The 13,412-nt window shown below is 67.5% G+C and carries 10 protein-coding genes; 3 read left to right on the top strand and 7 right to left on the bottom strand.

The window, feature by feature from the left end:
* Window positions 1-37 precede the first annotated feature (37 nt).
* The 5 genes from CJ177_RS02145 to CJ177_RS02125 form a co-directional block, all read right to left on the bottom strand.
* Window positions 38-982 (bottom strand): Ppx/GppA phosphatase family protein, encoded by a 945-nt coding sequence (locus tag CJ177_RS02145; RefSeq protein WP_005238854.1) that lies wholly within the window; start codon window positions 980-982, stop codon window positions 38-40.
* Complete coding sequence (locus CJ177_RS02140; protein WP_005238853.1) at window positions 979-1,533, bottom strand: DUF501 domain-containing protein; 555 nt, start codon at window positions 1,531-1,533, stop codon at window positions 979-981. The genes CJ177_RS02145 and CJ177_RS02140 overlap by 4 nt, the downstream gene beginning before the upstream one ends.
* Window positions 1,530-2,255: a septum formation initiator family protein gene (locus CJ177_RS02135; RefSeq protein ID WP_095867185.1), complete on the bottom strand. Its 726-nt coding sequence runs from the start codon at window positions 2,253-2,255 to the stop codon at window positions 1,530-1,532. The genes CJ177_RS02140 and CJ177_RS02135 overlap by 4 nt, the downstream gene beginning before the upstream one ends.
* Window positions 2,256-2,288: 33 nt before the next feature.
* The gene (gene eno, locus CJ177_RS02130; RefSeq protein ID WP_005238851.1) at window positions 2,289-3,575 is read right to left on the bottom strand and encodes a phosphopyruvate hydratase; all 1,287 of its coding nucleotides are present in this window, start codon (window positions 3,573-3,575) and stop codon (window positions 2,289-2,291) included.
* A gap of 196 nt (window positions 3,576-3,771) precedes the next feature.
* On the bottom strand, window positions 3,772-4,542 hold the full coding sequence (locus CJ177_RS02125; protein ID WP_037179302.1) for a lytic transglycosylase domain-containing protein: 771 nt from the start codon (window positions 4,540-4,542) through the stop codon (window positions 3,772-3,774).
* 245 nt (window positions 4,543-4,787) lie between these two features.
* Here CJ177_RS02125 and efeU point away from each other — a divergent pair, with 245 nt between their 5' ends.
* From efeU to efeB, 3 genes are read left to right on the top strand one after another with little or no spacing between them, the layout of a single operon-like run.
* Entirely contained in the window at window positions 4,788-5,696 is a 909-nt protein-coding gene (efeU, locus tag CJ177_RS02120) for an iron uptake transporter permease EfeU (protein ID WP_061041486.1), read from the top strand.
* A gap of 16 nt (window positions 5,697-5,712) precedes the next feature.
* Entirely contained in the window at window positions 5,713-6,852 is a 1,140-nt protein-coding gene (gene efeO / locus CJ177_RS02115; RefSeq protein ID WP_061041487.1) for an iron uptake system protein EfeO, read from the top strand.
* Window positions 6,853-6,854: 2 nt separating this feature from the next.
* Complete coding sequence (gene efeB / locus CJ177_RS02110; protein WP_061041488.1) at window positions 6,855-8,135, top strand: iron uptake transporter deferrochelatase/peroxidase subunit; 1,281 nt, start codon at window positions 6,855-6,857, stop codon at window positions 8,133-8,135.
* Between the two features lie 36 nt (window positions 8,136-8,171).
* Here efeB and CJ177_RS02105 read toward each other — a convergent pair whose 3' ends face one another.
* Both CJ177_RS02105 and CJ177_RS02100 read right to left on the bottom strand, forming a co-directional pair.
* Window positions 8,172-12,146, bottom strand: coding sequence for a bifunctional diguanylate cyclase/phosphodiesterase (locus CJ177_RS02105; RefSeq protein WP_095867440.1), 3,975 nt, complete (start codon window positions 12,144-12,146; stop codon window positions 8,172-8,174).
* A 393-nt stretch (window positions 12,147-12,539) separates the two neighbouring features.
* Window positions 12,540-13,379, bottom strand: a complete 840-nt coding sequence (locus CJ177_RS02100) for a glycoside hydrolase family 16 protein (protein ID WP_095867184.1) — start codon at window positions 13,377-13,379, stop codon at window positions 12,540-12,542.
* Between the last annotated feature and the right edge of the window lie 33 nt (window positions 13,380-13,412).

The following is a 13,412-nucleotide window of genomic DNA, read 5'->3' as shown; positions in this document are numbered from 1 at the left end:
GGGTGTCGCTCGGCGACCGTGCGCAGATCACACTAGCTCAGGCGATCGACAATGCGATTCCGTCGAGGATGTCGTGTTCGCTGACGACGAGTTGGTCGATGCCCGCCTTCTTCTCGAATGCGTCGGCCAGTGTCAGGGTCACGATCGCGCCGCCGCCGATGACGTCGACCCGCCCCGGGTGCATCGGGCCGAGGGCGGCCCGCTCGGTGTGGGTCATGGCGATCAGCGAGTCGCAGACCTCGCGCAGCCGGGGCATCGGGATGCGGGACAGGTGCACCTGCTCGGCGTCGTACTCGGGCAGTTCTTCGGCGAGCGCGGCGATGGTGGTCATCGTTCCGGCGACGCCCACCCAGGTGTGGGCCTGTTCGACGGGGACATGCGCGAACGCCTCGTCCAGGCGTTCCTGCGCGAACGCGCGGGCCTCCTCGACCTGTGCGGGTGTCGGCGGATCGTCGTGGAGGCAGCGCTCCGTGATGCGCACGCATCCGATGTCGGTGGAGAAGGCGGCGTGGACGCCGGATTCGTCGCCCAGGACCACTTCGGTGGAACCGCCGCCGAGGTCCACGACCACGAAGGGTCCCTGCGACGGATCGAGTTCCCCGACCGCGCCGTTGAACGACAGCCGTGCTTCCTCGTCGCCGGTGATGACTTCGGCCCCGGCGCCGGGGATGACGGCGCCCAGCACCTCGCGGGTCATCGAGAAGAAGTCCTCCCGATTGGACGCGTCGCGGGTGGCGGATGTGGCGACCATGCGGACTGCGGTGGCGCCGGCGTCGGCGATCATTCCGGCGTACTCGCTCAACGCGACCCGGGTGCGTTCGATGGCCTCGGGCGCCAGGCGGCCGGTGGCGTCCACGCCCTGTCCCAGCCGGACGACGCGCATCTCGCGACACACGTCGTGCAGTGTGCCCTGCTCGTCGACGTCGGCGACGAGCAGGCGGATGGAGTTCGTGCCGCAGTCGACGGCGGCGACGCGGGTCACTGCTCGGGACTTTCGACGTCGTCGATGCCGGGCCAGTCCGCGGGAATCGCGGTGCCCCTCAGCTTTCCGCCTGCCGCGGACGCGGCGAGGGCCACCGATTCGTCGCCCAGCGGGTTGACGCCCGGTCCCTTCGCCAGCGAGTGGGCCATCAGCACGTGCAGGCATTTGACGCGCTCGGGCATTCCGCCGCCGGTGAAGTCCGTTCCCAGCGGCTCGATGGCGTCACGCTCGGCGAGATACGACTGGTGGGCGCGCAGGTACGCGGCCGCGAGTTCCGGGTCCTGCCCGAGACGCTCGGTCATCTCACGCATCACCCCCGCGGACTCCTGCCGGCTGGCCTCCGCAGTCAGTCGCGGATCGGTCAGGTAGTACAGCGTCGGGAACGGTGTTCCGTCCGGAAGTTTGGGCGCGGTCTTCACGACGCCGGGCGTGCCGTCGGGACTGCGGTACGCGATCTCGAGCACTCCACGCGGTTCGCGGCCCAGCTGGGCGGCGACGGCGTCGAGGTCTTCCTGCGGCACGGGATTGGACGGGTCGGACGAAGTGGTCACCCGGTGGGTTCTCCTGGTTCTGGCGGTACGGGCGGCGGCACCACGGGGGGCGCCGGAGCCGGTGCCGGCTGCACCTCGGGCGCGGCCGGCGGTTCTGAAATGGTCTTCCACAGGTCGGAGTACCAGGGGCCTGCCATCTCGGCGTCCTTCTCCTCCGGCTTCTCCGGCTCCTTGTAGTCGCCGGGCAGCTGCACCTGGAACGGGGTGTCGCCGGGCTTCACCCACCGGAGCCGGCCGCGTGCCTGCGCCTCGATGTAGGCGGGGTCGGAGTAGCGCTCCTCGAGTATCCGCAGTTCCTGCAGATCCTTTTCGAGCTGAACCTGTTCCGCCGCAATACGATCCGCTTCCCCACGCTGGGTGAGGTAGTTGCGCAGCGGAACCGCGAGGGTGAGCGCGAGAAGCAGCACGACCATGACGAGGACGAGCGCCCGGCCCGTCGACAGTCCGAGGATCGTGTGCTCGGAGCGAATTGTGCGGGCGGCCCCGGTCGCACCCACCCGTCTCGGGCGGGCGCGACCGGGAAGCACCTTGCCTGTGTCGGCGCCGTCGACGGCGTCCGGCTTGCCGTCGGCCTGCCCCGGCGTCGTCGACTTGGTGGTGCGGGGGCGCCGCGCTCCGCCCGGCGCGCCGTCCGCCCGGTTTCCGCGGACCCGTTCACCCCGCCCGGAGCCGCGGCCGCCCGGACTTGCTCCGGACGACCGCGGCCTGCCGCGCTGTGCCACCTACCCCAACACCCCTTACTCGACTGTCGAACGTCAGCCTTCGAACGCGAACCGCGGGAACGCGACCTCGCCGGCGTAGCGGGCGGCGTCGCCCAGGTTCTCCTCGATGCGCAGCAGCTGGTTGTACTTGGCGACGCGCTCGCTGCGTGCGGGGGCACCGGTCTTGATCTGACCGCTGCCCACGGCGACCGCGAGGTCGGCGATGGTGGTGTCCTCGGTCTCACCGGACCGGTGGCTCATCATCGTCTTGTAGCCGTTTCGGTGCGCGAGGTCGACGGCGTCGAGGGTCTCGGTCAGCGTGCCGATCTGGTTGACCTTCACCAGCAAAGCGTTCGCGGCACCCTTGACGATGCCCTCTTCCAGACGCTCCGGATTGGTGACGAACAGGTCGTCACCGACGAGCTGGACCTTGTTGCCGATCTGATCGGTCAGGGCGACCCAGCCGTCCCAGTCGTCCTCGTCCAGCGGGTCCTCGATGGACACGATCGGGTAGGCATCGACCAGCTCGGCGTAGAACGCCGACATCTCGGCCGCGGTCCGGTTGCTGCCCTCGAACTTGTAGCCGGTGCCGTCGGTGTAGAACTCGGTGGCGGCGACGTCGAGTGCCAGCGCCACGTCGGTGCCCAGGACCAGGCCCGTCTTGCCGATGGCGACGCTGATCAGGTCCAGTGCTTCCTTGGTGCCCGCGACGTCGGGGGCGAAGCCGCCCTCGTCACCGAGACCGGTGGCCAGGCCCTTCTCCTTCAGCACCGACTTGAGGGCGTGGTACACCTCGGCGCCCCAGCGCAGCGACTCCTTGAACGTGGCGGCACCGATCGGGGCGACCATGAACTCCTGGACGTCGACACCGGTGTCGGCGTGCGCACCTCCGTTGAGGATGTTCATCATCGGGACGGGAAGGACGTGGGCGTTGGGGCCACCGACGTAACGGAAGAGATCCAGACCCGACGACTCGGCGGCCGCGCGGGCCACCGCCAGCGACGCACCCAGGAGCGCGTTGGCGCCCAGACGCGACTTGTCCGGGGTGCCGTCGGCGTCCAGCAGGGCCTGGTCGACGGTCCGCTGCTCGGTGGCGTCGATCCCGATGATGGCCGGAGCGATCTCGCTCAGGACGGCCTCGACGGCCTTCTCGACACCCTTGCCGCCATACCGGTCGCCACCGTCACGCAATTCGACGGCCTCGTGCTCACCGGTCGATGCACCCGACGGGACCGCGGCGCGAGCGAAACTTCCGTCGTCGAGCAGCACCTCGACCTCCACCGTGGGGTTACCACGGGAATCGAGGATCTCACGGGCTCCGACCTGCTCAATGATGGACACTTGCTGATTCTCCTTATATGGGCTTCGCACTGTGCATCGACCGGTCCGATCGTGCCAGGGACACCAGATCGTGCCAGCACACAGCGTAACGGCACACCGAAACCGGCGCGGGATGGCGCGCCCCGCGGACGGCGAGCCGTCCGCACGACACCCATCGATGTGGCGCCGATCACGTCACAAAGTGGTGGTGGAAGGATTACGGGCGAACCCCGACCGAGTAGGCGGACGCCCGGTCGCGTACCAGCGTGAGGTACTCCCCCGACAGGTTGTAGGCCATCAGCGCCGACTGCCAGCCCTCCGCAGCGGTGAGGTCGCCGCCACGCTCGCACAGGTAGCGGGCGGCGGTCAGCGCCGCGTCGTCGATGTTGTCGGCGTCGGCCACGCCGTCACCGTTCGCGTCGACCCCCCACCGCTTCCAGGTCTCGGGAATGAACTGCAGTGGACCCATCGCGCGGTCGTGCACCGGGTCACCGTCCATCGCCCCGCCGTCGGTGTCGGGGATTTCGGCGACACCAGGTCCCCCGTCGAGGGGGATACCCCGGATCTCGGGCGTCACCTGCCCGGTGGGCCCGACCGCCGAACCGGCGTGGGTGCCGTGCCGGCTCTCCACACTCGCGATTCCGGCGAGGGTGGTCCACCCGATTCCGCATTCCGGCTTCGTCTCGGCCATCACCGTCGCCGCGTAGCCGTACGCCTCGAGCGCGGTACTCCCGACGCCGATCGAGTCGGCCAGCCCGGCGGACCATCCGTGCAGCTGATCCGCCGAACGCCCGGGTGCGTTGATGTCGATCGGCGGGGTCGCCGCGCCGGGCCCGGGTGGGATGCCTTCCGGAATCGCGATCCTCGGTTGCTGCTCCCGCGAGCATGCGCCGTAGGCGAGAACCACGACCACCGTCGCCGCGAGAAGAGCGAACAGCGGTCCGGGCCATCGGGAACGACGTTTCGGCCGCGCGGGATATCGGTTCACGTCTCCATCATCCACACGAAACTCGTCGATCCCGGCCACGCGGGACGGCACCCGCACCGCGCCGGGTCGCGGCAAGGCAACACACCAAAGGTAAAGGGTTGTAAAAGTGCTGGTGAGGGCTTCTTCGGATTAGCAGGCGCGGTGTATGTTTTTCTTCAGGGCTAAGGTTCGCCTTGCCTACTGCAAGGTTGCCTACCCAACCTTGCGGACCACTCGGCTCGACCCCGCCTCGCCCAGGAGTGTGCATGTCAGTCCTCGCCGCAGGGACCGCGCCGTCGATCGCCACACAGCTGTTCGGCAGTGGATTGATCGGTCTGCGCGAGGGCCTCGAGGCAGGCATCGTCGTCATGATCCTTGCCGCGTTCCTCGTGAAAGCGGAGCGCAAGGACGCACTCAAGTGGGTCTGGCTCGGCGTCGGTATCGCCGTCGCGATGGTGGCCGCGATCTTCCTCGTCATCCATTACGGAACGTCCACCGTCACCGGACTCACCGCGGAGGTCATCGCCGGCGTCGCGTCCCTCGTCGCGGTCGCGATCGTCACCGTCATGGTGCTGTGGATGCGCAAGGCCGCGCGGACCATCTCCCACGACCTCAAGGCGGGCATGGAGAAAGCATTGGTCGCGGGGCCCATCGCGGTGCTCACCCTTGCGTTCTTCGCCGTCGGCCGGGAAGGCGTCGAGACGGCGCTCCTGATGGTCGGGTACGCCGAGAACACAGCAGGTAGCGCCTGGCCTCTCGTCGGCCTCCTGCTCGGTATCGTCGCCGCCGCGATATTGACGGTCCTGTTGTACTTCGGCGCCGTCCGGCTCGACTTCGCGAAGTTCTTCAAGTACACCGGCATCTTCCTGATCATCGTCGCCGCCGGAATCCTCGGGTACGGCATTCATGCCCTGCAGATCGGCGGAGTCCTGCCCGGCGGCTCGGCACTCGCCTTCGACATCTCGGACGGCTACGACGCGTCCAGCTGGTACGGCACCGTCCTGGCCGGCATCTTCAACTTCCGGCCCGACCCGACGGTCCTGCAGGCCGTCGCCTGGGTCGTGTACGTCGTCGTGGTCCTCTTCCTGTTCCTCCGGCCCGTCGCCGCACCCACACCGGCCCCCGCGGCACCCGAGCGCACCGCCTCCCCCACCCCCGACGAGACCGTTTCATGAAAGGCACCTTCCGCCCATGAAGACCACGCGCCGAACCACCTTCGCCCTCGCCTCGGTCGCCGTACTGCCGCTGGCGCTCGCCGGCTGCACCGAGAAGTCGACCGCGAGCACCGACGACATCACCGTCACCGCGAGCGACGACACGTGTGACGTCAGCGCCGACTCCGGGACCACCGGGAACAGCACGTTCCAGGTCACGAACAACGGCACCAAGGTCACCGAGTTCTACGTATTCGCCGAGGGCGACCGGGCGATGGGCGAGGTCGAGAACATCGGTCCCGGCCTCACCCGCCAGCTCATCGTGTCGCTGCCCGACGCCGGCACCTACCAGCTCGCATGCAAGCCCGGCATGGTCGGCGACGGCATCCGCCAGGAGTTCACCGTCACCGGAGACTCGATGAGCGCCTCCGACGAGAGCGGACAGCTCGCCGAGGCCGCCGACGGCTACCGCCGCTACATCCGCAGTCAGGTCGTGGCCCTGCAGGACACCACGCAGCAGTTCGTCGACGCCGTCAAGGCCGGCAACATCGATCAGGCCAAGGCACTCTTCCCCGTCTCCCGCACCTACTACGAGCGCATCGAGCCCGAGGCGGAGAGCTTCGGCGAACTCGACCCCAAGCTCGACCTGCGGGAGGCCGACCTCGAACCCGGGCAGGAATGGACGGGCTTCCACCGGCTCGAGAAGGATCTGTGGGTCACCGGTCCCCAGCCCGACACCAACGCGATCGCCGACCAACTCGTCGTCGACGTCCAGTACCTCGCCGACCAGGTGAACGCCGAGGACTACACGATCGATCCCACCAAGATCGCCGGCGACGCGCAGGGACTGCTCGACGAGATCTCGACGTCGAAGATCACCGGTGAGGAAGACATCTTCTCGCACACCGACCTGTGGGACTTCCAGGCCAACGTCGACGGCTCGCAGGCCGCGGTCGCCGCACTGCAGCCGATCATCGACGAACGCAATCCCGAACTGGCCGCGAACATCACCCAGCGTTTCGCGGACCTCGATGCCGAACTCGCTCAATACCGCCAGGGTGACGGGTTCGTCTTCTACGACACTGTCAACGAACAACAGCGCCAGGAACTGTCGCGCAAGATCGACGCCCTCTCGGCCGAGGTCAGCCAGGTCCAGGGCGTGGTAGCAGGCGCATAATCATGACTGATCCGACCGGTACGACCGACACGACCACCTCGGTGGACGAGCGCAAGGGAGTGTCCCGACGACGTCTGTTCGGCGCCGTCGGGGCGGGAGCCGCCCTCGCCGGCGCCGGCGCACTGGTCGGGCGTGCCACCGCCGCCGAACCGCCGCTCTCGCACGCCGACGTCGTCGCCTTCCGAGGTGAACACCAGGCGGGCATCGTGACACCCGCGCAGGACCGGATGCACTTCGTGGCGTTCGACGTCACCACGAAGTCCCGTGAGGAACTCGAAGCACTGCTGAAGAAGTGGACCGAGATGGCCCAGCGGATGACCGCGGGCGAGGAGGCCACCCCGGACGGTGCCATCGGCGACGGAGCCTACGTTCCGCCCAGCGACACCGGGGAGGCGCTCGGCCTGCCGGCGTCCCAGCTGACGCTCACCATCGGGTTCGGGCCCTCGCTGTTCGACGACCGCTTCGGGTTCGCGTCCAAGAAACCCGCGGCGCTCGAAGAGCTTCCGCACTTCCGGGCGGACAACCTGGATCCGGCGCGCAGCGGCGGCGACATCGCGATCCAGGCGTGCGCCAACGACCCGCAGGTGGCCGTGCACGCCATCCGCAACCTGGCGCGCGTCGCGTTCGGGACGGCCTCCGTCCGGTGGTCGCAGCTGGGGTTCGGCCGCACCTCGTCGACGTCGACCACCCAGGACACGCCGCGAAACCTGTTCGGGTTCAAGGACGGAACGAACAACATCAAGGCCGAGGAACCCGGCGTCCTCGACCAGCACGTGTGGGTGGCGTCCGACGACGACCAGGCGTGGATGGGCGGCGGCGCGTACCTCGTGGCGCGGCGGATCCGCATGCTCATCGAGCAGTGGGACCGCACCGTGCTCGGCGAGCAGGAACGCGTGATCGGACGGTCCAAGGGCACCGGCGCCCCCCTCAGCGGCAAGGCGGAATTCGACGAACTCGACTTCGATTCCAAGAAGGGTCACGACCCCGTCATCGACGTCGACGCGCACGTGCGACTGGCATCCGCTCAGGAACTCGGCGGCATCCAGATCCTGCGTCGCGGATACAACTTCACCGACGGCTCCGACGGTTTCGGCCACCTCGACGCCGGACTCTTCTTCATCGCCTACTGCCGCAACCCACAGGAACAGTTCGTGCCGATGCAGCTCAACCTGTCCAGGAACGACGCGATGAACGAGTACATCCAGCACGTCGGTTCCGCCCTCTTCGCCTGCCCGCCCGGCCTCGCCGAGGGGCAGTACTGGGGTCAGGGCCTGTTCACGTAGAGCCTCCCGATCAACGCACCGGACAGTCGTATCGCATCAACGGTGCCGGCCGAGCAACCGAAGGTCGAGCTGGTCGGGGGGCAGCGGGCGGCCGTGGTAATGCCCCTGGGTGACGTCGCAGCCGTATCGACGCAGGGCCCTCAGGGTTTCCTCGTCTTCGACACCTTCGGCGACCAGAGACGCGCCCAGGCTGTGCGCGAGCTCCACGGTCGATCGCACAATCGCGACGGATCGAGGGTCGCTGGCGAGGCGGGCGACGAAGACCCGGTCGAGTTTCAGCTCATCGACGGCAAGGTCCTGCAGATAGGCAAGGGAGGACCACCCGGTGCCATAGTCGTCGATCGACAATCCGATTCCCAGACCCTGCAGCGCCTCGACCACCCTTCTGGCGCGCATGTAGTCGGTCATCAGGACACTTTCGGTGATCTCGAGGATGAGTGCGTCGGCGGGTAATCGAAAGTCCTTCAAGAGCCGGTCGATCTCGGCAACCAGGTCTGCGTCGAGCAGATTCGTGACCGACAGGTTCACCGCGACGGTCAGCGATATCCCGCGATCGAGCCAGGTGCGCGCTTGACCCAGGGCAAGCTCCAGCACTCTCGTCGTCAGTGGGCGCATCAGGCCCGACTGTTCGGCGTGAGGAAGGAATTGATCGGGCAGGAGTAGGCCGTGGCGAGGGTGCTCCCATCGAACGAGAGCCTCGACGCTGTGCACCTGCCCGTCGCACGCGCTGACCTTCGGTTGGTAGTAGCACGTGAGCTCGTCGCCGGCGATCGCTGTGCGCAACTCCTCGATGGACTGCCTCTCCTCGATGCTGCGTTGGTACTCGGCGGCGTCGTACACCTCGAGCGCGCGGCGGTCGCACTTGGCCCGATACATCGCCACCCCGGCGCGCTGAAGAAGGTCCTGGGGGTTGGCGCAATGTTGCGGGCAGAGGGCGATCCCGATGCTCGCCTCGACGTGCACGGTGATCTCATCGAGGTGGAACGGCTCGCGCAACGCGTCGAGGAGACGACCAGCCAGCGCACGGGCTTCCGTAAGATCGATCCCTGACGGGAGTAGGACCGCGAACGCGTCTCCACCTATCCGGGCCGGCAGATCACCCGGTCGCACCGACCGCGCCAGCCGGTCCGCGACCTGGCGCAGCAATTGATCGCCCACGTACCGTCCGAAGGAATCATTGATCTCCTTGAACCGGTCCAGATCCATCAGCAGCATGCCGGGACCCATGCGGTGGGGTTGCCCGGCCGGCTGTGCCACATGGTCGAAGTATTCGGCCGTCAACGCGGCCGTGATTGCCCGCCGGTTTGCCAGGTTCGTGAGGTCGTCGGTCCTCGCCTCGCGGTGGCTGTCGGTCAGGACGACCACTTCACGGAACGTCACTGCGAATCGGGCCGCGACCGCGACCAGGCTGAGCGCGGCCAGAACCACCGCGAGCCGCGACAGCCTCGCATCGTGGTCGAGCACCAGGAGGCCCACCGCCGCAGCGGTGCACACCAGTGGGGGGACCCAGATAGCCAGTCCGGGAAGCTGATTGGATCGCCGTCGGCCGGGGGCCCGCCAACTGGCCAAGGCCACCAGCACCACCGCGGCGTGCGGGAGCGCATCGATCCACGTGCCCTCGACGTAGCCGTCAGCACTACGGAACAGGTAAACGGTGTCGGCCACCGCGAACAGCATGAACCCTGCAACCAGCAGCACCCACCGCTGCTCGGCACGCCAACCCAGCACTGCGAGCGCTCCGACCGCAAGCGCGAGGAGCAGCACGTCTCCCACCGGGTACGCCAACCCGACGATCACCGCTGCGGGTGACCCGCTCGCCACCGACTCGATCGGACCGAATGCGAGGGCCGCTGCCAGAGCCGCCAGCGTCAACCCGGCGGTGAGGGCATCCAACCAGATCTCTGCCGGTAGCCGCCGCGCTCGCGCGCGGAGGAGCAACACCAGCCCGGTGTAGACGAGTGGGTAGAACGCCAACTTCAGCGGATCGGCCACCGATGGGGACTGGCCCTCAGGCACCCACGACATCGCCACGACATCGCCCACGCACCAGCTTGTCAGCCCCAGCGCGATCAGCCACCACGCCTGGCGCTCGGCCGGCACCCACCACGCGCGAGCGGCGACCACGAAGGCGACCGACAGCGTCAATCCGTCGTAGAGCGCCTCGTGTAGCACCATCCAGCCGGCCTGATCACCTACCGCGATCGAGATCCCGTACAGGACCGCACAAATCAGCAGAATCCCGAACACCGCCGTCACACCGCGCCGTGACCGACCGGGTGGCGACACCCAGCCGGTCCGAAATGGCCGTGTTCGGCTGTGTGCCGACGTCAATCCAGTTGCGGTACCCCACCCCGAGAGCGTCTGATCTGTTGCGGGTTCCACGGCTCGAGGCAGTTTCTCGATCTCCCCGTGCCGGGTGTCGATGGTGCGGGAGGCGTGGTGGTCGACATAGGGTCGCCCGTCGAACTCCTCGAAGCCGGCCGGATTCGGCGTGAAACTGCGAAGGCAGCCACCGCCGCAGCGTTTGGCCGCGTACATTGCCAAATCTGCCTGTTTGAGCAGGCTCTCGGTGGTCGCGCCGGGGACCTCGGAGGTGGCAATGGTCAGCCCGATGCTGGGACGGATGGAGAGCGCGACACCGTCGATGACGAACGGCGGGATGAATGCCTCCAGCACCCGATCTGCGGCCGACAGGGCATCCTCGACGCTCCCTTCGACCAGGGCCGCGAACTCGTCACCTCCGAGCCGGGCTACGGTGTCGGTGCTCCGCATGCACCCGGTGAGCCGTTCGGCAACGCGGATCAACAGCTCGTCCCCTGCGGGATGGCCGAGGCTGTCGTTGACTGTTTTGAAATCGTCGAGGTCCACACACAACACCACGATCGGTGTCAGTTCCCGCCGTTGGCGTTGCACTGCCTGGTCGAGACGGTCGAGAAACAACGCACGGTTCGCCAGTCCGGTCAGTCGGTCGCGAAAGGCCTGTCGGGCGACGGTGAGCAACAACCGCCGGTTCTCGGCCAACACGATGAACTGCCGTGCCAGCAAGGCGAACACCAGGACCATGATCGCAGCGGGAATCGGGCCGGAGCCCAGTCCGGGCAGCTCCCGCTGCAGGCCGACGGCAACGGCCAGCAACAACGGAACGTACGGCAACCACAACCGTGCCCGGGACGGAATCTGCACCGGGACCGGTTCGGGTGACGGTGTGCGGGTGCCCGACAGTGCCGCCAGCCCGATCGCGACGAAGGCGGCCACCCAGCCCAGGTCGGTCACACCGCCGTTGCGATAGGTGCCCAGCGCGGTCAGGTAGGAGACTGCGCTGGCAGACAGTGCCATCAGGATGATCCCGATGCACAGCAATCCCAGGGTCAGGCGTTGCCCGGCCACCGCTCGGGTCAGCACCACAATCGCCATCGTCGCAATCACCAGGTCCGCGACAGGATAGGCGAGGGACAACACGAGGCTGGCCGGTGTGTCGCTCCCCGCGTGGTACACGCGGCCGAGCACGCTCACCCACGACACCACGAACAGTGAACCGGCCACGATGATTCCGTCCAGAATCAGCCGGGTACGGGAGTGTCCGCTGTCACCGGCCGGGAACAGCAACAACGCCGCGCATGCGCCGACCGGAAACAACAGATACGCCGCAGCCGCCGCGGAGGGGAACGGTATCTGATCACTTCCCTCCTTCACCACGTAGTAGCACCAGATGGCTTGACCGACCGACCACGCCGCCAGCCCACCTGCCAACGCCGACCAGCTGTGGCGCACCATGCCCCGCCCTACCCAGGCAGCCCAGGCGGCACACGCAGTGGCGAGCACAGCGAACACCAGCAAACTCACGTCGGCAATCACGATCGTCGTGAACGCTCCATCCCATCCCGACCACCACCCCACCGCGAAAAGCAGCGACGGGACGATGAATGCGACCGCGATCGCCCACAGACCGCCTCTCCACACGGCCTGGGCACTCGACGAGGTCCCCACCCGCTCGGCTGTACGATGTCCCATCGTCACCACCCGAACTGCCGCCTGCCGTCAGTGAATTATTGGATTCAAAGTATCCAGACATCCATCTTTGCACGACGCACGTATTGAAATATAGTCCAGAAAGATACCCGTAGTATGTTTCCGTCGTCACCGTAAGGCCGACGGGCGAGCACGAGCGTTCGACATCGCTGCCCGATCCGCACCACTACGTGCGCGGATCGCGGTCAGCGGCCGACGAGCTTCCGGATCAACCGGGGAAGCGGCCGCCGGAACCGCGGACAGTCGCACAGTGCACAGGACGTGCCCTTGCGGTAGTGCTCGTGAGCGGCGAATGGGTGGCCGCAGCGGCACTCTGAGTTCGACACGGCCATGAAGCTGATTCTATTCACACCCGAAACTCGCGCGTCCCGGACGTCAATGGGAGAACCTCACCCAGTCCACCAGCATGGTGGCGGGAAAGCGTGTCGACGACGTGACCGGTCCGGGCCAGTTCCCGCCGACGGCCACATCGAGCAGCAGGTACGCCGGGGCGTCGAACACCCAGCGCTCCTCGGGTCGCAGGTCCGCCGTGGTGACCGTGCCGACGATGTTCCCGTCGATGCCCACCGAGATGCGGCCGGGCGCTTTGATCAGGGCGTAATCGTGGAAACCTGCGCTGAGGTTCGCACCGATAGAGCCGTCCGTCGAGCGTTCCCAGTGCCCGCCGCCGACGGTCGGGCCGTGCACTCCCGCGTGGTATCGCGAACCGTCCCCGATCACTTCGAGGATGTCGATCTCGCCGCAGGCAGGCCACCCGACTCTGGTGATGTTGCTTCCGAGCGTCCAGAACGCGGGATGGATTCCCGGACCGGACGGTACCTGAATCCGTGCCTCGATCACCCCGTACGTGAATTCGAACTTTCCACGGGTCACGAGTCGAGCCGACGTGAATCCGCCACCGTTTCTGCGGGCCTCGACGACGAGGCGACCGTTGCCGTCGAGCCGCGAATTCTGCCGGGAGTCGGTGTACACCTGCTTCTCGTTGTTGCCCCACCCACCGCCGCCGAGGTCGTAGCCCCAGAACAGTGGATTGGGTGCCGCGTTTGCGGGTCCGTCGAATTCGTCGCTGCCGATCACGGTGTATCCGGGGTAGGCGGTCCGGACGGCTCCACCGCCGGGCACGGCGGCGGCAACAGCCGGGGTGAGGGACAGCGCGCACAGCGCCACCGAGCACGTCAACGCAATCTCGACCAGGGCCGAGCGCATCCGCCGCATGTGCCGATGCTAGGCGTCGCCGCGACCGGTCGT

This window comes from Rhodococcus sp. ACPA1 (assembly GCF_002300195.1).
Taxonomy (GTDB): domain Bacteria; phylum Actinomycetota; class Actinomycetes; order Mycobacteriales; family Mycobacteriaceae; genus Rhodococcus_F; species Rhodococcus_F opacus.
The sequence above is the reverse complement of the archived record's forward strand: the minus strand, read 5'-3'. Positions and strand labels throughout refer to the sequence as shown.

Coding starts and splice junctions, on each gene's coding strand:
- efeB (WP_061041488.1), top strand. CDS start 6,855: ATGACTGATCCGACCGGTACGACCGACACGACCACCTCGGTGGACGAG.
- efeU (WP_061041486.1), top strand. CDS start 4,788: ATGTCAGTCCTCGCCGCAGGGACCGCGCCGTCGATCGCCACACAGCTG.
- efeO (WP_061041487.1), top strand. CDS start 5,713: ATGAAGACCACGCGCCGAACCACCTTCGCCCTCGCCTCGGTCGCCGTA.
- CJ177_RS02105 (WP_095867440.1), bottom strand. CDS start 12,146: ATGGGACATCGTACAGCCGAGCGGGTGGGGACCTCGTCGAGTGCCCAG.
- CJ177_RS02100 (WP_095867184.1), bottom strand. CDS start 13,379: ATGCGGCGGATGCGCTCGGCCCTGGTCGAGATTGCGTTGACGTGCTCG.